Raw genomic sequence first — 22,237 nt, forward strand, 5'->3', positions numbered from 1 at the left:
GATTTTTTGTATGAAAAATCATACAAATTCCTCCACGATAAGGCGCCTTGCTCGAATGTTGTATGAAAAATCATACAAAAGCTCATCTGCATGGATGATTTCGATGATGCTGTTCGAAAAATCACACAAGTTTATCCGCCTGCCTGCCTACCAACGGCGGAACCTTCAGCGTCGGCGAAATGGGGCCCGTCGGGCACCGGTCATGATCGCGGCTGGAAAAAAACAAAGGTTACCTTGAAGGCGGTCGATCCCAATCGCCTTAAGGTAACCTTTATCGTTTTACAGTTCTCCCGTCAGGACGGATACGATGCTTCCGCGCAGCTCCTCCGCATTACGCGCCCGATAGGGATCCGCGTTGAACAGGATAGCGTCCGCCGTATAGCCGGCCTCGATACGTCCGAGGCGGTCCCCGTACCCGAGAATGTCGGCGCCGTGCTCCGTGGCGGAGCGCCACGCCTCCTCGCGGGTTAAGCCGCAATCGATGAGGACGTCGAGCTCCTCGAGATTCCGGCCGTGCAGCGCGGGCGTAGCGAAATCCGTGCCGAAGCCGATTCGCACGCCTTCCCGCCGAGCGTGCCGGATAGCGGCCGGGTGCGCATCGGCGGCGCGGGCGGCCCGTTCGCGGAACGGCCCGTCCAGAGCGAGGGCCCCGTCCGGTTCCGCGGCGATCCGATAGATGGCGGCGGTCGGCACGAAGGAGATCCCGGCTTGGGCGAGCCGGCCGGCCTGATCCCCGGTCATGTAGATTCCGTGTTCGACGGAGTCCGCGCCGGCCTCGATCGCCCAGTCCAAGGCGGCTCCGCCCCATGCGTGGACCAGCACTCTTCGATGATTCGCATGGGCGGCGCGCACGATCGAGAACAGTTCCTCCCGCGAGAACAGCGGCTCGAGAACCTTATCCGGCGGAGAGCCCAGTCCTCCCGTCGCGAAGATCTTGATCCAGCTCGCTCCGCCGTCCGCGATCTCCTTCACCCGCCGCTCGAGATGTCCGGTGCCTTGCCCCGCATCCGCGCCTCCGAGCGATTCCCCGCTCGCTGCGACCTTTAACGGCTGGCCGTATGCCTCGCGGATGCGCCGAGCGGTGCTGGCCGACAGCCCGCCCGCGTCGCGCGCGGTCGTCACGCCGGCGCGAAGCGTCGCCTCGAACGCTTGAACCTGAAGCGCTTCGATCTCGCCGGGGCTCCGCTTCGCCTGGTCGGCATGGTGAAAGTCCGTCCAAGCCAGATGCGTATGAAGATCGATGACGCCCGGGCTTATCCATAAGTCCTCGCCCGGTCGGTCCGGCGGCGACGCGGACTCCGCGATGGAGGTGAAGCGCCCGTCTGCGATCCGGATATCGAACCGTCTCCCCGGGATTCCCGCCACGAAAATATGGTTGAAGGCCGCGCCTGTCGCGTTTGTCACATCTGCCACATCTGTCGCATCTGTCGCATCTATCGCATCTATCGCATCTATCGCATCTGTCGCATCTGTCGCCTCTGCCGTACCTGACGACGCCTCTGCCGCATCTCTTCGAACGTTATCGGCCATGTTCCGCCTCCCAGACGGCCCCCGCGGCCGCGATCGCTTCCTTCGGATCTCGCCGCGCCAGCCCGGCCAGCGTGACGATCGCCTGTTCGACGGCTTCCCGGCCGGCGTTCGCGCCAAAATGATTGATGCGCAGCAGCTTGCCGTTCAACGCTCCGTCTCCGGGAGCGACGATGCCCTCGGGGCGGTCCAACCGAAGGCCGCCGCCCCCGGGAAGCCGAACCGTCGTGACCAGCGGCGAATAGCTCGCTTCGCTCCGCTGCCACGGCTCCAGCCCCAGAGCCCGAATGCCGGCGATCGCGGCGGACGAGGCGAGCCGGTGGCGCCGGTTGACGGCCGGCAAGCCATCCTGTTCGATCCGGCGCAAGGCTTCAATCAATGCCCTGGCTTCGAGAACGGGAATGTTCGGCGGGATTCGCCCGGCATAGGGATCGGCCTTCGGACGTCTTAAGTCCAGCAAGGACAGAATCGAATCGCGCGGCGCTCCCGGATTGGACTCCAGGAACTCCCACCCGCGATCGGAGATTCCGACGGCGCTGATGCCGTTGGGACCGGCCAGCCCCTTCTGCGCGCCGACGGCGACGAAGTCGATTCCCCACTCGTCCGTCGGCACCGGCTCCGCGCCGATGGCCGAGACCGCGTCGATCACGGTGACGAGGCCCGATCGGCGGGCCAGCTCCAGGATGCGGCGGGTCGGGTTGGAGCCTCCCGTCGCGGCTTCCGCCTGCACGAAGGACAGCGCGCTTGGGAGATGATTCTCGATCGCCTCGGCGACGGCCTCGACGGAGGCGACGTCGTCGAAGCTGCTTTGGACGTTCACGACCTCGGCTCCGCCCCGCGCGAGCCAATTCCCGAAGATCGTTCCGTAGGGACCCGTCACGATGTTCAATATCTTGCGTCCGGGGGCGGCGATTCCCGCCGCTATGGCTTCGATGCCCAGAATCGCTTCGCCCGGGATGACGACGGGGACGTTCCGCGTGGACAGAACCGCGGAGAGCAGGCGATGCAGCTCCTCGAACTCTTGCGCGGAGAGAGGGACGTAATTCGGCATTGGGACAACCCCCTTATTTCGTTGGAATGAGCGGCATTTTCGGAACCGCGGACAACAGCTCGTACCCGTACGACGTCTCCGGGCGAGCGAAGAAAATCTCCTTCGGACTGATCTCGACAACCCGGCCCTTCCGCATGACGGCGACCGTATCGCTGATCGCGTGGATGACGCCCAGATCGTGGGAGATGAACAGCATCGTCAGCCGAAGCTCCGACTTGAGCTCGTTCAGCAGCTCGAGCACGCTGGCCTGCACCGATACGTCCAGGGCGCTGGTCGGTTCGTCCGCGATCAGGATGCTCGGCTCCACGGCGATGGCGCGGGCGATGGCGATCCGCTGGCGCTGGCCCCCGGAGAATTCGTGCGGGTACCGGTCCAACGCGGTCTCGTCGATCCGCACGCGCGCGAGAAGCTCCTTGCATCTATCGGCGACCTTAGAGCGGTCGACGATCTTATGGAAGAGCAGCGCTTCGCCCAGAATTCGCCTGATCGTATGCCTGGGATTCAGAGAAGCGTCCGGATTCTGGAAAACAAGCTGGATCCTCTTATGCTGCTCGCGGGTTCGGCGTTTGCCCAATTCTTCGGCGCCCAGCAGCACCCGCCCCTCGTCCGGGGGGATCAATCCGGCGACGACCCGGGCGAGAGTCGACTTGCCGGAACCGGATTCGCCCACGAGGCCGAGCGTCTTATGCGGCTCCAGGTCCAGGCTGACCCGATCCAGCGCGACGAACGGGCCGTAAGAGACCGTCACGTTATCGATCCGCAGCGCGGCGTCCGTCATGGATCGGCCCTCCTCTCGAGTTCCGGGAGCGGAAGCACGGAATTCATCAGCATTCTTGTATAGGAATGCTGCGGGTCGCGCAGAAGCTGCAGGGTGTCCCCTTGCTCGACGATGCGGCCTTCCTTCATCACGCACAGCTCGGAGCACATCGAGGAGGCGACGGCCAGATTGTGCGTCACGAACACGACGGCGTACCCCAGCTCCTTCTGAAGGCGCGCGATAAGGTCGAGAATTTGCCGTTGAACCGTCACGTCGAGCGCCGTCGTCGGCTCGTCGCACAGGAGGAGGTCGGGCTTGCACGCCAACGCCATCGCGATGACGATGCGTTGGCACTGCCCTCCCGACAACTGGTGAGGATAACGGTCCTTCGTTCTTAAGGAATCGGGAAGACCGAGCATCTCCAGCAGCTCCAGAGCGATCGAACGCGCGGCCTTCCGGCTAACCCGCTGCCTGTAATAAACGACCTCGGCCAGCTGCCCGACAACCGGGCATAGCGGGTCGAGCGCCCTTATCGGGTCCTGGAAAATCATCGCGCAGCTGCCGCTTCGCCGAATCTGCCCGCCGACTCGCTGAACGCCGGACGGGAGCAGACCGATGATGGATCGGAGGGTGAGCGACTTGCCCGATCCGGATTCTCCGACGAGACCGAGGCTGGCCCCCGCCTCGACTCGGAAGCTGACGCCGGAGACGAGCGGCTGCCGGGACCGCGTCGCAAGCGTTAATCCATCGAGTTCCACAACGGGATTCCTATCTTTCATTTTCGTCTCCATAGATCCGCTAACCCGTCGCCTATCAGAGATAAGGCGATCCCCGCGTACACGACCGCGAATCCCGGGGCGGCCGACAGCCACCACTTGGTCGAGATAAACGGCTGCCCTTCGGAGATCATCGTGCCCCAATCCGGGGTCGGCGGCGCGATGCCGATGCCGAGGTAGCCTAGCGTTACGATGGCCACGAGCAGAACGGCCATGTCCGTCATGAGCACGACCACGGCTTGCGGCAGCACGTTGGGCAGCAGATGTCGCAGAATAATCTTGATATTCGGCAGTCCCAGCGTTCGGGCGGCGGCTATCCATTCCTGCTTGCGCAGCGAAGCGCTAAGCCCTCGGACCACCCGCGCGTAGACGATCCAGCCGACCAGCATAAACGTGATATAGATGCCCTTCTCGCCCGCGCCGCTGACGAAGGCCACGATAATGACGATCAGGTAGAAGGGGAAAGCGATGAACGTGTCGGTGGCGAGCGTAATCAACGCATCTGCCCACTTGCCGTAATAGCCGGCGACCATGCCGAGGAACACCCCGACGCAGAAGGGGACGATCTCCGCCAGCGCCATGATCTTCAGATCGGTCCGCGCGGCATAGATCAACCGGGCGAACAGATCGCGCCCCAGTTGATCGGTACCCAGCCAATGCTCGGACGACGGGGGCTGCAGAATGGCGGCCATATTTTGCTCGGACGGATGGTAGGGGCTGATGATCGGCGCCAACAGCGCGACGGCGATCAGGATCGCGAGCAGGATGCATCCCCATAGAAGGGACGGAAGGCTCCATATCCTTTTCAACGAACGTTCCAGCTTGCTTGCCCTCCGAATCCGAAGCTCCGGTTGCGCGCTGCTCATGGTTCCCCCTTCGTCCGGGGATCCAGATACCCGGAAGCGATCTCTACGAGAAGGCCGATTACGACGACGAAAAACGCGCAATAAAGGGCGATCCCCTGAATGACCGGGAAATCCCGATTGGAGATGGCCGAGAACAGCAGGCTGCCGATGCCCTTAAGCCCGAACGCTTGCTCGACGACCAGCGTGCCTCCGATCAAGTAGGCCGTGTTGACGCCGAGAAGCATAAGGGCGGGCAGAGCCGAATTGCGCAGGACGTGCTTGACGAGAATGACCCGTCCGGGGATCCCCGCCGCCTTCAGCGTAACGACGAAGTCGGATTCCAACACCTCCAGCATCTGCGCTCTAAGAGAGCGGACGAGGGAAGGAATCTGCGAGAAGGCGACGGTGATCGCGGGAAGCGTCAGGCTGTAGATCCGATCAAGCCCTCCCTCGCCCGCTCCTCCGACGGGGAACCAGCGAAGCTGAACGCCGAAGATCATGATGAGCAGCAGTCCCACCCAGAACACCGGCATGCCTAACGTGACGGCGGGCAGGATGCGAATCAGGTGATCGAGCGGCCCGTCCTTGTGCGTCGCCGCGAGAATCGCGAGCAGAAGCGCAAGGAGGATGGCCAGAAGACAGGCCATCCCGACGAGCAGCAGCGTCACGGGAGCGCGATCCAGGATCAAATCCCGGGACGAAGTCTCGTAAATAATCGAAGACCCGGTATCGCCATGGACGACGATATTGCGGAGGAACCGGACGAACTGTTCCCCCAGCGGCAGATCCAGCCCCAGCTTGCGGCGCATGCTCTCGATCGCTTCAAGCGTCGCGTATTCCCCGAGAATCATCTTGACGGGGTCTCCAGGCACGAGTCGTACGAGGAAAAAGACGGCCGTCACCACGCAGACGATAACCGACGCGGCCCTCAGCAGGGCGCGCGCCAGCCATCTGCGCGGAGAAGCGGTCCCCGCGGACCATCCGTCGGCTTATTTGGATAAGGCGTTGGCTGCCAAGGCTTCGCTCAACCTTTCAGCCGGACGTCTTGGAATCGAACGCTGTTGTTGGGCAGGACGACCAGTCCTTCGACGGAGGAACGAACACCCTTCAAAATATCCGGATAATAGAGCGGGATATAAGGAACTTCATCGGCCAGAATCTGCTGAAGCTGGACGTAGATCTCTCCGCGCTTATCGCCGTCCGGCGTCTTCTGGCCTTCGTACAAGAGCTTGGTCACTTCATCGTTCGTGTAATGAGTCCAGTACGACTTGCTGAAGCCTTCGGGGTCCGTCTGGAACGCCAGAATCGAATTGGCTTCCGGAGAATCCGCCTGCCCGCTGTTGATCATCGCCGAGAAGTTGTATTTGAAGAACCGGTCGCGGAAGGCGGCGAACTCCACCGACTCGATATGGATGTCGATGCCGATCGACTTCCCGGCGGCTTGGATGATCTGCGCCTCTTGCGCTCTCGCGTTGTTCCCCGATGCGATCAGCAGCTTGGTCGAGAAGCCGTCCGGGAACTTCGACTTCGCGAGCTCGGCCTTGGCCGCTTCCGTATCGAAGCCGAGCGCCTTGACCTTGTCGTTGGCGTTATAGGGAATAGCGGGCGGGAGAAGCGAGGTCGCCGCTTTGCCATAGCCGAAGGTGACCGCGTTCGTCAGCCCGTCGCGATCGAGCGCGAGCGCCAGCGCGCGGCGGACGTGCACGTCGGAGAAGTGCTCATCCAGCGTGTTGAAGAACAACTGCTCCGTCACCCAGCTGCCGTTGGCGACTACGGCGATATCCTGGCTTTGCTTAAGCTCGCCCACGTTCTGAAGGGCGACCGACTCGATCGCGTCGACTTCTCCGGCCTTCAGCTGGTTGATCGCCTGATTGTCGTCCGCGACCAGCTTGTAGACGAGCTCGTCGATGTAGGGCTTGCCTTCCTGCCAGTAGTAGGCGTTCTTGGCGAAGGTCAGATCGCCGGCCGGGTCCCACTGCTTCACGACGAAAGGACCGGTGCCGACGGGATTCTTGAAGAACTCTTCTTCGGATACGCCGCCGAAGTCCTTCGGAAGGATGCCGTTGGAGAAGTTCGAGAGCTCCGAGATGAACGGCGTATAGGGCTCCTTCAGCTTGATGACGAGCGTGTGGGCGTCTTGGGCCGTCAGCGATTCGACCTTCGCCGCTATCGCGAGGGGACCGCCTACGTCGAGGTGGCGCTGAAGGGAGAAGACCGCGTCCTCGGCCTTCACTTCCTGGCCGTTCGAGAATTTCAGGCCGTCGCGGAGAACGAACGTGTACGTCAATCCGTCCGGGCTGATCTCGTGCGACTTGGCCAGCCAGTCGACGATCTTGCCTTCGCTGTCGAACGCGACCAACGGCTCGAACACTTTGTCGATGGCGAACGCGTTGTTCGCCGTGATCTGGTTGTGCAGATCCAGCGAAGTGACGGAAGCGGGGCGGGCGTAAGTGAACGTTCCGCCCGCGGCGGACGGCTCCGAAGCCGAGTTCGATGCCGACGCCGATGCGCTGCTTGATGCGGGACTTTGGGATTCGGAGGGGCTGGAGTTCGCGTTATTGTTGGATCCCGAGCATCCGGCCAGAGCGATCGCTAGAATCGCGATCAGGGATCCGGCCCGTAATGGTTTGTGGAGACGCGCTGCTAATGTGGACATGTAACTTCCTCCTGGAGTGCGCGCTTCAAGTGGTCTTGTCAGCAGCTAGAGTCGATAAAACCAATAAATTTAGTTGGTTTTACGCTATAGTAATACATGAGGATTATTTTGACAACTCTTTATTTCCGGTTCGATATTTGCTGGAATATTTGAGGGGATATTGACTTCAAGGTGTATGAAGGGCATAATACACGTATAGTGTATGAACCACTTGGTACATACACCTGTGAAAGGAAGCGATCAGGGCGAATGAATACGAACGAAGGATGGACGGAAGTCGCCTTCAACGGCCGCGATCCGGTTTACTTGCAGGTCATCCGGCTGTTCAAGGAACGGATCGCGACCGGCCGGCTGCAGCCCGGCCAGCAGATTCCGTCCCGGCGGGAGGCCGCCGCCGCGCTCAAAATCAATCTCAACACGGCGCAGAGAGCCTATAAGGAAATGGAGGAACAAAGGTTGATCGTGACGGAAGGGAACTCTCCGAGCCGGATCACGCAGGATGCGGGCGTATTGCGCGCGATTCGGTCGGAGCTGCTCGGCAGCGCGGTCGGCGGGTTCGTCGCCGCGATTCGCAATCTCGACGTGCCGGTCGAGGAGCTGCTGGAGCTGGTGCGGCGGGAATACGAGACGGTGCGGCGGCAAGACGACAAGCAAGACAAGAAGCCGGGGATCGAGCAAGGGAGGGGAGACGAATGATCGAAGTGGTCAACGTCCGCAAGCGATATCGGCGCCGGTACGTGCTGGACGGACTCAGCTTCGCGGCCGAGAAGGGGCGGATCACCTGCCTCGCCGGCTTGAACGGCGCCGGCAAGTCGACGGCGCTCAAGGTAATTATGGGACTCGCCCCTTACCAGGAAGGAGCGGTCCGGCTGGATGGGAAGCCGATCGACCGATCGAGCCGCGAGCGGATCTCCTTCGTTCCCGACCGGATCGCGATGCCTTCTTCGATGAAGCTGGCGGACGCGCTGCAATTTATGGCCGATTTCTACGCGAGCTGGAACGGCGCGCGGGCGCGGGAGCTGATGCGTTTTTTCGACCTGAAGGAAGGGGATAAAGTCGGCAGCTTGTCCAAGGGCATGGCCGCCAAGTTCAATCTGGTGCTGGGCCTGGCGCCGGACACGGATTACGTCGTCATGGACGAGCCGTTCTCCGGAATCGACGTGTTCGGCCGCGAGGCGGTGGCGTCGGTGTTCTCCAGCGAATGGGTCGAAGGCCGCGGCGTGCTGATCACGACGCATGAGATCGCCGAGATCGAGCACCTGATCGACCATGTCGTGCTGCTCAAGGACGGCCGGGCGGTTCGGTCGTTCGACACCGAGCGGGTGCGGGACGAAGAAGGCAAGTCGGTCGTCGACGTGATGCGGGAGGTGCTGCTGGCGTGAACCGTTACTTGAAGCTGGTCCATATGGAGATTCATCGGTTTCGGTATTTTTTGCTCGGACTGATGGCTTTGACGTTGGTCGGGCAGATATTGACGGTCGCGATTGCGACTTCCAACGAGGCGGCCAAATTCCGCGACCCCGCCCGCTTCTCCATCGACAGCGCCGACAAGCTCTCGTTCGAATGGATAGTGCGCATCTCGCAAGGGATGTTCGCCCTGCCGATCCTGATCAGTATGGCGGCGCTGCTGTTCTACGTGTTCCTGATCTGGTACCGGGATTGGCTTGGCCGCAGTACGTTTATGTACCGCCTGCTCGCGCTGCCGACCGCCCGAAGGAATCTGTATTTGTCCAAGCTGACGGCTATCGTCCTGTTCGTTTTCGTTTTGCTGTCATTTCAATTGATCTTGCTCGCATTCGAGCAGTTGATCTTCCATTGGATCGTGCCGGCGGATATACGGGGCGAATCGGTATTTACCGACGTCATCTTGTCCAATTGGCTGTTCGAGGTTCTTCTTCCCTTAAGCGGCTCCCAGTTCGTCTCTCTGTACGGGTTCGGAATCATGGCGGTCACGGTGCTGTTTACGGCGATTTTGCTGGAGAGAAGTTACCGCATCTGGGGCATCGGCTATGCCGCTGCTTATGTGGCGGCCTGCGGCTTCGCCGTTTACGCTACGCCCTTTGCCCTTGGCGTCAACCAGCTCGGTTCGTATTTTTACCAATGGGAAATTTTCGCGATCGAAGCGGCTGTCTGTTTTCTCGTAACCGCGGTATCGGTGGCGCTCGGCTTCCGGCTGCTGAACAAGAGAATTTCGGTATAAAGGGGATAAGAGGATGAGGAGGACGAGATACGCTCTATCGGTCGGGCTCTGTCTGTTTGTTCTGGTTACGCTAGGCTACTATTACGCTTATGCGTCCGACGAACGATTACCCTCGTTGAAGCTGGAGACGATCGAAGGGGATGCGAAGGAAGGCGCGGCTTTATCGCTAATCGGATCTTACCATCAAAGCATGCAGTCGAGGATGCTGACTGTCACGACTGATGGCAGCGAATATGCTCAACGGGATACGCTCGTGGATCTCCTTCCATGGGAGCGTCCCTGGACGCCGGACTCCCCGGATCTGAAGGCGATTCGCAAGGAGCATCCGAACTTCATGCGAGGCAAAGGCGAGCCTAGGGGATGGTATCGGGACGAAGAGATGCTCGTATATGCCGCCGCAGACAACGGGGGATCGGACGGCCGAATCCGGCTGAAGGTCGAAGTGCTGAACGAGAGCTCCGGCAAGACGAAGCGCTACTCGGTTGCGGTAGAAGATTCGCAGTCCTACACTTACCCTTACACGGCGGACGTGCAGCGGGTCGGAGGGCAGCTTCACGTTCTCGTTTTTATGCAGCATACCGAGGTCGCGGACAGGGTGCGGGATGCCATAGGGCTGAACGAGGTTTGGGACTATGTACTGGATCTGGAAGACGGCAGCTTGATCTCCCGGAATAACTTGACGGAGGGGCTGAAGGCGGAGTCCGGCGTGGACGCGGAGCTGCGAATCGCTCCGATTGCCGAGGGGAGCCTCGCCGCGCCATCCGAGTATGCGCTGATCGAAGTTACGGATATAAAGGTGAAGCAACTTGCCCATAACACCCAAGAGATTAATAATCTTGGTACGCGCCTGTATTCGTATTCATACCGGACGGGGGAACGAAAGTTGCTTGTCCCGTTCAAGACAAGCGCGAGAGGCACCGGCTTTATGTGCAAGTTGTACGGAAATCAGGTTTCCGTCCAGCAGGATGGCGAGACGCCCGGCACGTTCGCCTGGACCCTGTTCGACGTAGCGACTGGAGAGAAGAAAGCCGACTTGACCGTTACCGCCGAGCAGCTCGGAGGAACCGACATCGGTACGGTCTTCATCGCCCATGGGCGGGTGTATACCCTGGTGCATGATACGGATTCGCCGCTAGGCGGGGGAGGATCGATGGCCGCCGTGCTGGATGCCGCTACCGGACAGGTGCTGTACCGCGGCAAGGCGGTCATCGCCGATCCGACGCGCGATGGCGACAAGGAATGGAGTCGATTGGAGCTGTTTTCCTTAAGTCTTCGCGATGAGAGCTGACTTCCGCGGCGCGGGAGACGCCCGGGCCCGGAAGGAACAGGCGATCCGGCTGCTGCGAAGCTTCGAGCTTGAAGCGTACCGGACCGCCTATTATATGCTTCAAGACGAGAAGAAGGCGTTCGCGGCCGCGGCCCAAGCGCTGCTGGCCGTCTCCGGCCTTCCCGGCCTGCTCGCGCTGACGGAGGAGGAACGGCAAGCGGCGGTGAAGAGGGCGGCGCTCCGCGAATCCCTTCAAGTCGCGTGTGCAGCACAAGAAGAAATATAATAGGATTCCTATGTTGTAATATGAGGACAACGGATGAATAAAATCCCACCCCGCTTCGGACACTAGCCCCTAAAGCCGGTTTAAGCGGGGGAAGATCATGTCCGTTCAGAAGCCCGAAGTCAAACAGACGAACATCGAATTAAGCAGTACGGAGATCGGGGGACTCTGGGGGATTTATCTCCAAGAGGGCATGACGATTTGTTTTCTTACGTACCTCCGTCATCATCTTCAAGACGGACAGATCGTTCCGTTGGCGGACGAAGCTTTGAAAATATCGCAAGGCCGGGTGGCGCGAATCAAGAAGTTCTTCCTGGACGAGAACTTCCCGATTCCTGCGGGGTTCTCGGAGGGCGACGTGAACCTGGCCGCTCCTCCTCTATTCCACGACACGTTCACCCTAAGCTTCATCTACATGATGAATCGGTTGGGGATGATCAACCTCGGGTTTACCGCCTCGAATAACGTTCGGCTCGACGTGTTGGATTTCTTCACCGAATGCATCCATACGACTACCGAGATGTTCGGCAAGGCGGTGCGGATGATGCTGGAGAAAGGCATCTACGACCGTCCGCCGAAAATGAACTACCCCCAAAATGTCGAATACGTTCAGGCCGACTCCTTCCTGGACGGGTTATTCGGTTCGAAGCGGCCTCTCAACGCGATCGAGCTGTCCGAGATCTTCTTCAATATCGAGCGGAATTACTTCTCGGTGATTTTGACGCTCGGGTTCGCGCAAGTGATGGAAGACAAGAAGTTAAAGAACCTGTTTCTCAAAGGCAAGAAAATCAGCGAACAGCAAATCGAACTCTTCAACAAGCTGCTGCAGCAGGTGAGTCTGCTCGGAACGGTGCCCATCTCCATGGAAGTGACGGACTCGACGGTGTCTCCGTTCTCGGACAAATTTATCGCCTCGATGATCCACATTTTGAACTCGGTCGACATTCTCCTGATCTCCCATGCCTTGTCCTTATCGATGCGGGTCGATCTCGCGGCGCACTACACCAAGATTATCGCGAAGGTGATGGCGTATGCCAAAGATACCTTCGACCTGATGGTGGAGAACAAATGGCTCGAGCAGCCGCCTCTCGCGACCAATCGCAATAAGCTGCTTCAATCCTGAGAAGAACTTGGAAGGACCGGCAGATAGACCGCGAATTCGGAGCCTTTGCCCACAACGCTTCGCACGTCGATCCAGCCTTGATGAGCGAGAACATTCTGCTGCGCGATCGCGAGTCCCAGACCGGTGCCTCCGGACGGCCGCGCCCTGGCATGATCCGCCCGGTAGAAGCGGTCGAATATATGGGGAAGATCCGCTTCGGGGATGCCGACGCCGGAATCTTCGATTCGGATCCGCGCATAGGGCCGCTGCTTGTCCGGCACGATCGCCCGCTCGAGAGAGACCCGAATTTGTCCGCCCGGGTTCGTATAATAAATCGCGTTGGTTAAGAGGTTGTACAGGGCTTGGAGAATGCGCGGCTTCTCGACGGAGACGCGCACCTCCTCCTCCGGCCCGTCCAGCGTAAGCCGAATTTGCTTGTCCTCCGCCAGAAACCGGATTTTGTCCGCCAACTCCTCCAGAAGCGACGAGAGATTCTCCTCGCCCGGACGAAGCTCCGTCATTCCCGCCTCCAGCTTGGACAGATCCAGCACCTCATGCACCAATCGGGACAGTCGATACACTTCGTCCAGAATAGAAGATTGCTTGTCCGGGGACAGCGTGTCGCCCGTCTCTTGCGCGAGCTCCAATTCTCCCTGGACGATCATAAGCGGGGTTCTCAACTCATGCGCGACATCGGAGAGCAGCTGCTTGCGGGCGCGTTCCGCCTTCGCGAGCGATTCGTTCATGTCGCGAAGCGCCTTGGAGATCTCCCCGAATTCATCCTTCCTTCGGATAGGGAAGGATGCGGATTCGTTCCCTTGCTGAATAGATTCGATCCCCTGAACGATCCTGCGAACCGGGCGCGTCAATCTCCATGATAAGATCCAGATGGTCAGAAGAGCGGCGAGACCGGTGAACAGAAGAGACGCCCTGCCGACATTGGGCAAGAAGCGATACCACATTTTCTTGAATTCGTACGTCTTGAGCTGTTCGTCGTTCATGACGTAGAGACGGCCGGCCTTCTGCCCGTCGTAACGGATCACTAGAGGGTAGCCGTCGTTCCGAAGCTCGTCGACCCTCAGATGCCCTTGCCGATACAGCGGGACTCCGTCCGCGTACAGGAGAACTTCGGCGAAGCCGCGCGCCCGATCGAACTCGAAGGTCCCCGCCCGTTCCCATGAACGGCCATGATCCGCATAGTACCGCTGGAACTCCTCGCGCAAAGCTTCGAAGGAGGCTTTATCCTCCCGATACGCGTAATCCCGGGCGATATAAAATTGAATATGCGTGGCGGCCAGCAGGAAGAGCAGGATGAAGACGAGCAAGACGCTCATCGACAGCATCAGCTTCGTTCTAATTCTCATGTTCCGCTCCGAACCGGTAGCCGAAGCCGTACACGGTCTGAATGTAGTCGTACGGCTGGCCGGCGTTCTCCAATTTGCGGCGAAGCTTGCTGATATGGGAATCCACGATCCGTTCGTCGACGATGAATTCGTCCGCGAAGGCGTGCCGGAGCAGCTGCATTCGGCTGTACACCCGGCCGGGCTTGGAGGCCAGCAGATGCAGGAGCTTGAACTCCGTCGGGGTGAGATGCGCTTCGCGGTCTCCGACGAACGCTTGCAGCCCGTCTTCGCGGATGACCAGCTCGCCCCGGCGAAGCACGCTGGCCGCATCGTCGTTCCCGCCCGGGTTCATCCGCCGGAGCAGCGATCGGATTCGCGCGCCCAGCTCCCTCAGGCTGAACGGCTTCGTCAGGTAGTCGTCCGCTCCCATCTCGAGCCCGACGATTTTGTCGCTCTCCTCGGATTTGGCCGTGACCATGATGATCCCGGGAGAACCCAGCTGCCTCAACTTGCGACAGGTATCCAATCCGTTCAAGTTCGGCATCATCCAGTCCAGAATGACGATCTCCGGCTTGCTTCTCGAATAGAGCCGCACGGCATCGATCCCGTCCCCTGCCGTCAACACCTCGTATCCTTCCGTCCGAAGGTAGGATTCCATCAACGACGCGATTTTCGCCTCGTCCTCAACGATCAGCACTTGAATCCCCACGCCCATCCCTCCGTCGCAACCTCGTCTTCCTCACTTTATCGGACTTTGCCATTCGCCACAACCTCTCGATTTTTTCTCCATAAGTTCGCAACATTTCGGCTGTAGCATTGCGAATGAGAGGTTTGGGATACGAGAGCGAGGAGAGAAGACGAGATGTTCGAGACGATCGCCGGAATTTTATCGACTTCCGCCATGACGGCATTGTGGGCGTTAGCCAGCCTGCTGGCGACGGGCCTGCCTTATGCCAAGCACAATCGGAGTTTGAAAAGAAGGAGAAGCCTATTGCTTGCGATAAGCTGCGCGGCGCTCTTGATCGGCGCGTTCTGGTACGCGTTGAATATCCGGCTGCTGGTTCAAAGCGGGTGGCTGTTCGTCGAAGGCACCTTCAAGACGGCCGTTCCGTTGTTGCTGATCCTGCATGTCTATGGCTCGATCGTTACGGTGCGGCGTCTGATCGGATTAGGGGAGTCGAACAAGCAGTCTCTGACGAGGGAGACGTGGCTCAAGGCCGCCGCTCCGGCCGTGCCTCTGACCTGCTACGCGCTGACGCTCGCGTCGGGCATCGCCTTCGCCGGCACGGTCATCGCCCAGCCGATTCAACCCGACTTGTTCGATATCGCGATGAGACCGGCGCTTGCGGCGCTCCTTCTTGCCGTACCCGCGATCTTTGTAAGGAGGAGATATCGGATGGGGTTAAATGGAGGAAATCTTGTGGGAAGCCGCCGTTCCAGAATCGTAAAATTCGCGGGCGCGGCCCTCTTGACGGCCATGGCGGCCGTTGCGATCGTCGTCGTCAACGCCGTGCTTGGCGTTCAATCCTCGAGATTGCCGGAAGCTTCCGATATGATGAATCACGCGAATATGGACGAGGGCGGCGGAACGCCGACGCGGATGGCCGGCTCCGAGCACCATCACGGGCACTCGGGCGGGGAGCGAGCTTCCGCGAATTCGGCCCCGATGGCGGAAGTAGCCGCCTTGACGGGGGACCTTACGGCCCCCGCGGATCGCAAGTTCGAATTGACGGCGCGGCAGAGCAAGATTGCGCTGGCGTCCGGAGCCCGGATCGACGCCTGGACGTATAACGGGGAAGTCGCTCCGGTCCTTCGCGTCCGGCAGGGCGAGATGGTGGAAGTGAAGCTGGTCAACGAAGACGTCGAAGCGGGCGTTACGATCCATTGGCATGGCTACAACGTTCCGAACGCGATGGACGGCGTCCCGGGCATGACCCAGAACGTCGTGAAGCCGGGGCAATCGTTCACCTACAAATTCCGGGCCGAGCAAGCGGGCAGCTACTGGTTCCACTCCCACCAGCAGGCTTCCGAGCAGGTGTCCAAGGGATTGTTCGGCGCGCTGATCGTGGATCCCGCGCAGGAGACCGAGAAGGCCGACGAAGAGGTTATCTTGATCAATCACCGCTGGAAAACCGATAAAGGCCGCGTCAACGCATTCGGAACCGAGGACGGAGAGCGGCGGAAGAAAGTCGAGCCCGGGACCCGAATGCGGCTGCGAGTCATCAACACGGATAAGCTGTCCCGGAAGTACTTGCTGCAGGGCGCCGACTACCGGATTGCGGACATCGACGGCGTTCCGATCGAGGAGCCGGGTCTCATCGCCGATCGAACCGCGTTCCGGATCGGCGGGGGCGGGAGATACGACGTCGTCTTCACGATGCCGGACCGTCCCGTTCTGTTCAAGCTTGGGGACGATCGGGACGCCGACGATCCGACCGTCGTGTTCTATCCGGATATTCCTCCCGCGAACCCGACCTTCCAAGCGGATTCCGGCCTGTTCGATCCGTCGGATTACGGGAAGGGCGTCGCGAACGAGCTGACGACGGCGGAGAAGTTCGATCGGGAATTCGAGATGATCCTCGGGAACAAGATGGGATTCTACAATGGAAAATTCACGATGCTGTGGACGATCAACGGGGAAGTGTACCCCCATGTGCCGACGCTGGTCGTCCAAGAAGGCGATAAAGTGAAGACGACCTTCGCGAACAAGAGCCTGGCCGAGCATCCGATGCATCTTCACGGCCACCACATGACGGTATTGAAGAAGAACGGCGAGAGGGTGAAGACGCCATGGCAGACCGACACGCTAAACGTGCTTCCCGGCGAATCGTACGAAGTGGCGTTCGTCGCGGATAACCCGGGCATGTGGATGGACCACTGCCACAATCTGGACCATGCGGCGACCGGCATGATTCTGCATCTCATGTACGACAACGTCCTGCCCTCGTACGAAGTCGGAACGAGGTCCGGGAATTTGCCGGATTGACTCTCGCATTGTGGTATAATCGGAGTCAAATGTCGATCCTTTGTGACGGGACGGTGAAAATGCATGAACCCAATCAAAGATCTCCAGAAGCTTATTAAACTAACCGGCGAACGCGCAAAGTTGGATGCAAAGGCTAATGAAACATACATTGTATATAAGACAGCAGAAGGCCAGATTGTGAAGGAATATAATGACGGCAATGTTATTCCCGTTGCGGAGAAGGAGGCCCCCCATGCATGAATGGCCGCCGATTATGTATCTATTCGCCGGGAACAACGGCAGCGGGAAAAGCACGATTCGGAACCTCATTGTCGATCGACTTGGAATAAGCGTTAATATCGACCCCGATGCTCTGGCGCGGGGGATCGATTCGATTCGTCCGGAAAGCCGTAGAGTATCCGCGGGGAAAGAAGCCATTAAATTGGCCAAGGATTGTATTCGACACAAGCGCGACTTCTCGGTTGAAACAACATTGGCTGGGGGAAACGGAATTCGTCTTATGCAGGATGCCAAGGCGAACGGGTTTAAAGTTACAATGTTTTATGTCGGATTAGGCGACTATCGCTTGAATATCGAGCGAGTTGCGGTTCGTGTTAAGAATGGGGGGCATCATATAGCCTCCGAAGATATAGCTAGAAGGCATCATACTTCGTTGAATCATTTAATCGCGCATCTTCAACTGATAGATCATTTGATTGTCATAGATAACAGTCATGCGGAAGGCGAGATCGTTCTTTGTATCGACTATGGTTCTGTAACCTATCGCTCGGATCTGCTTCCGGAATGGGGGGAATCTATTTTTCAGAAAGTACAGAAGTCGTAAGAAGCAGACGCATAAACGCGGCTATATGATTTGCACGATAACCTGTACTTCATCAACCGTTCGAAGACATCCATTTGAACAGGGGTACCCTGAAGGCGGTGGAATCCAACCGTATAAGGGGTACCCTTTTTTTCCGCGTATCCGAATCCTCGGTTTATAGGCCTTGCTCTCTAACGAACCCCAGCGATCTTATTTGGGGCCAACCGGGGGAAAATGGAGCTTCTAAGGGAAGCGACTCCGAGCCCGGACATATCAAATGCCCCCACTATTCGAAGTGCCCCGCTAGAAGAAGGTCATGTTACCGGATGCTCAAGGAATATATATAGATGAAGGAATCCGGCTGATAGATCCGCTCAACACAGAAATCGGAAAGGCAGATCCCCATGACGTTCCTAAGACGCCTTCGGCAGTACCGGGTGTATCGGCGGCTGGTGCTGTCTTATTTGCTGCTGTCCGTCGCGACGATCTCGGTGCTGTCCGTCGTTCTGTACGCGATGTTCTCCGATAGGGCGGTGAAGGAGGCCGGCCGCTCGTCCCGGCAGATGCTGACGCAGGTCGGCTACACCTCCGACGTCGTATACGAGCAGGTGCAACGGATCACGGGACAGCTGCTGAGCGATCCGGTCATCCTGTCGTTCCTCTACGCGAAGGAAGACGACAAGACGGTGGCTTACGCGGCCAATCTGTTCCTCGCCCGCATCCAGGGCATCTACCCGTTCATCCAGAATCTCGGCATCTACAACCTGACGACCGGAGCGTACATCGACACGCTAGGGCTGACGCCGGACCCCGGCATGGCGAGACGGGAGGAGACAAGCCCCGTCGGCTTCTTCCCCCGGACCGTCGCATCGCTTGGAGGCGGCGTTTATCGGATGCTGACCTTCAAAATCATCCCCGAACGCTCCTTCGAGAACGCGCCCGAATCGGCGATCGTCGTCGATCTGGACGAGAGCTACATTCGCAGCACGATGCGCAGAATCGGCGGCTCGTCGCGCACCTTCGTCATGGACGCCTCCGGAACGGTGCTGTCGCACTCGGATCCCGCGTTGTTCATGAACGATCTCTCCGCCTCCGGTTACGTTCGCCGCATCCTGTCGGCCGCGAACGCGGAAGGCAGCTTCCGCGAGCGGATCGACGGCGAGAAGCAGCTGGTCACGTACGTGAGGTCGCCCGCGCTGGATTGGTACTTCGTCAGCGTCCGCCCTTACGCGGAGACGATCGCGGGCATCGACGAATTGCGCGACTGGACGATCTTCGCCGCCGCGCTGCTCGCTCTGGCGGGAGCCGGCGGATCGCTGCTGCTCAGCGGCACCATCTACAACCCGATCCGGGCTCTGCTGGACAAGGTCCATTCCGCTTCGGGAGCCGGACAACCGTCCTTGCTCCGGCTGGACGAGTACCAGCTGCTCTCCGAAGCGTTCTCGGGCACCATGGAAGAGGCCCGGACGATGCGATCCAGCCTCGAGCGGACGCGGAGCGCGCTGCTGGACGGCTACCTGGTCCATCTGCTGCGAGGGAACGCGAGCAAGTTCGAAGCGTCCGCGGAGCTGAAGCGGGAAGCGGAGAAGCGGCTGGCCGGCGCTTCGCTGACGGTCGTCCTGCTCAAGATCGACGGCTTCAAGACGTTCCGCGAGACGACCGGCGCGTACGACCGGGGGCTGTTCCGCTTCGCCGTCCGCAATATCGCCCAGGAGATTCTGGGCCGGTCGTATACGGTCGCCGCCGCCCACCCGGAAGAGGACGAGACCGCGCTTATTCTCGTCTCCGACGCGGAGAAGCCGGACGGCCAGCTGCTCCTGTCGCTCGGCGAAGTGCAGGACGCCGTGCGGCGGTATTACCGGCTCAGCCTGTCCGCCGGCATCGGGGATCCGGCGGCGTCGCTCGGCGAGATCTCCGGCTCGTACCAGTCGGCGAGGGAGTACCTGACGTCGCGGCTGTTCCTCGGCCACGGCTGCGCGGCGGCGGCCGGGACGATGCCGGAGGAGCGGGATCGCCGGCAAGTCCGCTACCCGTCGGCCGTCGAGAAGCGGCTGCTGGAGGCGATCCGGCTGTGCCGCCGGACCGGGATCCGGCAGGAGGTCGCGGCGTTCCGGTCGGCGCTGGCCGGCTGCTCCTACGGCCAGGCCGTCCGCCATATCCAGCTCCTGGCGCTCGCGATCGTCCGCGAATTCGAGCCGATGGCGGAAGGGTGGAACGTCGACGAGGAGCGGCTGTACCGGCTGGCGGACGAGGTCCGGGACGCCGAGACGCTGGACGAGGTCGAGAAGCGGCTGACGCTCTTAAGCTTCGCGGTCGTCGATATGCTGGAGGACAACCGCAAGAACCTCGGCGTCACCCGTAACGCCAGGCTCGTGGAGGAGGTCCAGCGGTTCGTCCGGGAGCATTACGCGGAGCACGGGCTGTCGCTCGAAGCGGCGGCCGAGCATGCGGGCTATTCGTCCGGCTACATCGGCAAGCTGTTCAAGAGCATGACCGGCACGAGCTTCAACGACTACGTGACGCACGTCCGGATGGAGCGGGCGAAGGAGCTGCTCGCCGAGACGAACGACCCCGTCGCGCAGATCGGCGAGCGGGTCGGCGTGTACAACGTCCCTTACTTCACCACCCTGTTCAAAAAGAAATACGGCATCACGCCTTCGAAATACCGGGAGCAGGCGCCTTTTTGACAGGGAGATCGCCGATTTGAAAGCATACGACCCGATTCGCGAAAGCGCAGCCGATACTCGAAATTTACGGCTCCGCAGCCTCCCGTTAAGATCGAATCACCGAATCCGCATATCCGGAAGCGAAGGAGGGCCGCCATGTCCAAGTTGTTCCGAGAGCTGGCGAGGAACCGGTATTCCTATCTGCTCGTCCTGCCCGCCGTCGTCTACGTGTTCCTCTTCTCGTACGCGACGTACCCTTATCTTCTGATCGCGTTCCAGCGGTTCAACTATCAGAAGGGACCGTTCCGAAGCGAGTGGATCGGGCTGGAGAACTTCCGCTTTTTCTTCCAATCGAACGATGCCGCCCGGGTCGTCTCCAACACGCTGCTCCTGAACCTGCTGTTCATGATCTTCGTGACGTTGTTCGCGGTGGCGCTCGCGCTGCTGTTCAACGAGATCCGCAGCCGCCTGTTCATCCGGTTCGCCCAGACGACGATGATCTTCCCGAGCTTCCTGTCCTGGATCATCGTCAGCTACATGATGTACAGCCTGTTCACGACGGACTACGGCATCATCAACCAGGCGCTGGACTGGCTCGGAGCCGAGCCGGTCAACTGGTATTCCACCGCGGGCGCATGGCCCGCCATCCTCGTCGGCATGAAGGTGTGGAAGGACGCCGGCATGTCGTCGATCATCTACCTGGCGGCCATCGCCGGCATCGACGGGGCGTTGTACGAATCGGCGGACATCGACGGAGCGACCCGTTGGCAGAAAATGACTCGGATCACGCTGCCGCTGCTGGCGCCTACGGTTGCGATCCTGACGCTTCTGAACCTCGGCAAAATTTTCTACGGGGACTTCGGCATGATCTACGCGATCATCGGCGACAACGGCGTGCTGTACCCGACGACCGACGTCATCGACACGTACGTGTACCGCGCGCTCCGCCAGATCGGGGATCCGTCCAACGCCGCCGCGGTCGGCCTGTTCCAATCCGTCGTCGGGCTGCTGCTCGTGTTCGCGGCCAACTGGACGACGCGCAGAACGTTTAAGGAAGGGGCGCTGTACTGATGCCGGCCGGAAGACGATTCACGATCGGAACGCTGTTCATCTACGTCGCGCTGGCTCTGTTCGCCTTGATCTGCCTGCTGCCGATGCTGCTGACGCTGGCCGTCTCCCTGTCCGACGAAGACAGCATTATCGCGCACGGCTACAGCCTGTGGCCGGAGCGATGGTCGCTCGACGGCTACCGGACGATCTTCGTCAACAGCGCGCTCATCTTCCGCGGCTACTTCGTCTCGATCGTCGTGACGGCGGCCGGCACCTTGCTCGCCGTCCTCATCACGGCGCTGGCCGCGTACCCGCTGGCCAACCCGAAGGTGAAGTACCGGAACGTGCTGTCCCTGTACTTCTTTATTACGATGCTGTTCAACGGGGGCCTCGTCCCTTGGTACCTGATGTGCGTGAAGCTCGGGCTGACGAACAACCTGCTGTCGCTGATTGTGCCGATGCTGATGTTCAATGCGTTCAACCTGTTCCTCGTCCGCAACTTCATGGAGGGCCTGCCGGCCGAGCTGCGGGAATCGGCGTACATCGACGGCGCGAACGATCTGCGCATCGCGTTCCGGATCTACATGCCGCTGTGCGTGCCGGTGCTGGCGACGATTACGCTATTCTACGCGCTGGCGTACTGGAACGACTGGTTCAACGCGATCATGCTGGTGGACGACAAGAAGCTGTACCCGCTGCAATACATCCTTTTCCAACTGCGATCCCATATTCAGATGCTCGAGATGCTGCCGAACGGAGCGCGGACCGAATACACGCTGCCGGCGGAGTCGGTCAAGATGGCGACGGTCATCATCACGATCGGTCCGATCGTGTTCCTCTATCCGTACTTGCAGCGCTACTTCACCAAAGGCCTCGTGATCGGGGCCGTGAAGGGCTGAGAAGCGGCAGGAAGGCCGAACGGCCGA

22 protein-coding genes are annotated in these 22,237 nt (G+C 60.0%); 13 read left to right on the top strand and 9 right to left on the bottom strand.

Annotated elements, in window-relative coordinates:
- Positions 1-238: hypothetical protein (locus H7B90_RS32615; protein WP_221482207.1), on the top strand; the 238-nt coding region annotated here is incomplete at its 5' end.
- Between the two features lie 41 nt (positions 239-279).
- Here the strand turns inward: H7B90_RS32615 and H7B90_RS28150 are convergent.
- The 7 genes from H7B90_RS28150 to H7B90_RS28180 form a co-directional block, all read right to left on the bottom strand.
- Positions 280-1,413, bottom strand: coding sequence for an amidohydrolase family protein (locus H7B90_RS28150; RefSeq protein WP_311772827.1), 1,134 nt, complete (start codon positions 1,411-1,413; stop codon positions 280-282).
- A gap of 106 nt (positions 1,414-1,519) precedes the next feature.
- On the bottom strand, positions 1,520-2,578 hold the full coding sequence (locus H7B90_RS28155) for an aminotransferase class V-fold PLP-dependent enzyme (RefSeq protein WP_185139233.1): 1,059 nt from the start codon (positions 2,576-2,578) through the stop codon (positions 1,520-1,522).
- Between the two features lie 13 nt (positions 2,579-2,591).
- Positions 2,592-3,356, bottom strand: coding sequence for an ABC transporter ATP-binding protein (locus tag H7B90_RS28160; protein WP_185139234.1), 765 nt, complete (start codon positions 3,354-3,356; stop codon positions 2,592-2,594).
- Positions 3,353-4,093, bottom strand: a complete 741-nt coding sequence (locus H7B90_RS28165) for an ABC transporter ATP-binding protein (protein ID WP_311772828.1) — start codon at positions 4,091-4,093, stop codon at positions 3,353-3,355. The genes H7B90_RS28160 and H7B90_RS28165 overlap by 4 nt, the downstream gene beginning before the upstream one ends.
- A 17-nt stretch (positions 4,094-4,110) precedes the next feature.
- The gene (locus H7B90_RS28170) at positions 4,111-4,977 is read right to left on the bottom strand and encodes an ABC transporter permease (RefSeq protein ID WP_185139236.1); all 867 of its coding nucleotides are present in this window, start codon (positions 4,975-4,977) and stop codon (positions 4,111-4,113) included.
- Positions 4,974-5,903, bottom strand: coding sequence for an ABC transporter permease (locus H7B90_RS28175; RefSeq protein ID WP_221482209.1), 930 nt, complete (start codon positions 5,901-5,903; stop codon positions 4,974-4,976). The genes H7B90_RS28170 and H7B90_RS28175 overlap by 4 nt, the downstream gene beginning before the upstream one ends.
- Positions 5,904-5,980: 77 nt before the next feature.
- Entirely contained in the window at positions 5,981-7,612 is a 1,632-nt protein-coding gene (locus H7B90_RS28180; RefSeq protein WP_185139238.1) for an ABC transporter substrate-binding protein, read from the bottom strand.
- 249 nt (positions 7,613-7,861) lie between these two features.
- On the opposite strand from H7B90_RS28180, the gene H7B90_RS28185 reads away from it, so the two are divergent.
- The 6 genes from H7B90_RS28185 to H7B90_RS28210 all read left to right on the top strand — a co-directional run bounded on the left by H7B90_RS28185 (position 7,862) and on the right by H7B90_RS28210 (position 12,485).
- Positions 7,862-8,308: a GntR family transcriptional regulator gene (locus H7B90_RS28185; protein ID WP_185139239.1), complete on the top strand. Its 447-nt coding sequence runs from the start codon at positions 7,862-7,864 to the stop codon at positions 8,306-8,308.
- The gene (locus H7B90_RS28190) at positions 8,305-8,994 is read left to right on the top strand and encodes an ATP-binding cassette domain-containing protein (RefSeq protein ID WP_185139240.1); all 690 of its coding nucleotides are present in this window, start codon (positions 8,305-8,307) and stop codon (positions 8,992-8,994) included. Before H7B90_RS28185 ends, H7B90_RS28190 begins: the two co-directional genes overlap by 4 nt.
- Entirely contained in the window at positions 8,991-9,812 is an 822-nt protein-coding gene (locus H7B90_RS28195; protein WP_185139241.1) for a hypothetical protein, read from the top strand. Before H7B90_RS28190 ends, H7B90_RS28195 begins: the two co-directional genes overlap by 4 nt.
- Positions 9,813-9,825: 13 nt before the next feature.
- Positions 9,826-11,100, top strand: a complete 1,275-nt coding sequence (locus H7B90_RS28200; RefSeq protein WP_185139242.1) for a hypothetical protein — start codon at positions 9,826-9,828, stop codon at positions 11,098-11,100.
- Positions 11,090-11,365 carry a hypothetical protein gene (locus tag H7B90_RS28205; RefSeq protein WP_185139243.1) on the top strand — a complete coding sequence of 92 codons (276 nt, stop codon included), beginning with the start codon at positions 11,090-11,092 and terminating at the stop codon, positions 11,363-11,365. Before H7B90_RS28200 ends, H7B90_RS28205 begins: the two co-directional genes overlap by 11 nt.
- Before the next feature lie 97 nt (positions 11,366-11,462).
- A complete protein-coding gene (locus tag H7B90_RS28210; protein WP_185139244.1) occupies positions 11,463-12,485 on the top strand; it encodes a DUF3231 family protein in 1,023 nt (340 codons plus the stop codon).
- Here H7B90_RS28210 and H7B90_RS28215 read toward each other — a convergent pair.
- Together H7B90_RS28215 and H7B90_RS28220 are read right to left on the bottom strand one after the other, a co-directional pair.
- Complete coding sequence (locus tag H7B90_RS28215) at positions 12,476-13,828, bottom strand: sensor histidine kinase (RefSeq protein WP_185139245.1); 1,353 nt, start codon at positions 13,826-13,828, stop codon at positions 12,476-12,478. The two genes, H7B90_RS28210 and H7B90_RS28215, sit on opposite strands and share 10 nt — an antisense overlap.
- On the bottom strand, positions 13,818-14,516 hold the full coding sequence (locus H7B90_RS28220) for a response regulator (RefSeq protein WP_185139246.1): 699 nt from the start codon (positions 14,514-14,516) through the stop codon (positions 13,818-13,820). The genes H7B90_RS28215 and H7B90_RS28220 overlap by 11 nt, the downstream gene beginning before the upstream one ends.
- Positions 14,517-14,669: 153 nt before the next feature.
- On the opposite strand from H7B90_RS28220, the gene H7B90_RS28225 reads away from it, so the two are divergent.
- The 6 genes from H7B90_RS28225 (at position 14,670) to H7B90_RS28250 (ending at position 22,210) form a co-directional block, all read left to right on the top strand.
- Entirely contained in the window at positions 14,670-16,793 is a 2,124-nt protein-coding gene (locus H7B90_RS28225; protein ID WP_185139247.1) for a multicopper oxidase family protein, read from the top strand.
- 63 nt (positions 16,794-16,856) lie between these two features.
- Positions 16,857-17,033, top strand: a complete 177-nt coding sequence (locus H7B90_RS28230; protein WP_185139248.1) for a hypothetical protein — start codon at positions 16,857-16,859, stop codon at positions 17,031-17,033.
- A complete protein-coding gene (locus H7B90_RS28235) occupies positions 17,026-17,616 on the top strand; it encodes an ATPase (protein WP_185139249.1) in 591 nt (196 codons plus the stop codon). Before H7B90_RS28230 ends, H7B90_RS28235 begins: the two co-directional genes overlap by 8 nt.
- Before the next feature lie 383 nt (positions 17,617-17,999).
- Positions 18,000-20,282 carry a helix-turn-helix domain-containing protein gene (locus tag H7B90_RS28240; RefSeq protein ID WP_185139250.1) on the top strand — a complete coding sequence of 761 codons (2,283 nt, stop codon included), beginning with the start codon at positions 18,000-18,002 and terminating at the stop codon, positions 20,280-20,282.
- A gap of 135 nt (positions 20,283-20,417) precedes the next feature.
- Positions 20,418-21,332 carry an ABC transporter permease gene (locus tag H7B90_RS28245; RefSeq protein WP_185139251.1) on the top strand — a complete coding sequence of 305 codons (915 nt, stop codon included), beginning with the start codon at positions 20,418-20,420 and terminating at the stop codon, positions 21,330-21,332.
- Complete coding sequence (locus tag H7B90_RS28250; RefSeq protein ID WP_185139252.1) at positions 21,332-22,210, top strand: carbohydrate ABC transporter permease; 879 nt, start codon at positions 21,332-21,334, stop codon at positions 22,208-22,210. The genes H7B90_RS28245 and H7B90_RS28250 overlap by 1 nt, the downstream gene beginning before the upstream one ends.
- Positions 22,211-22,237 lie beyond the last annotated feature (27 nt).

This window comes from Cohnella xylanilytica, from assembly GCF_014212175.1.
GTDB lineage: Bacteria > Bacillota > Bacilli > Paenibacillales > Paenibacillaceae > Cohnella > Cohnella xylanilytica.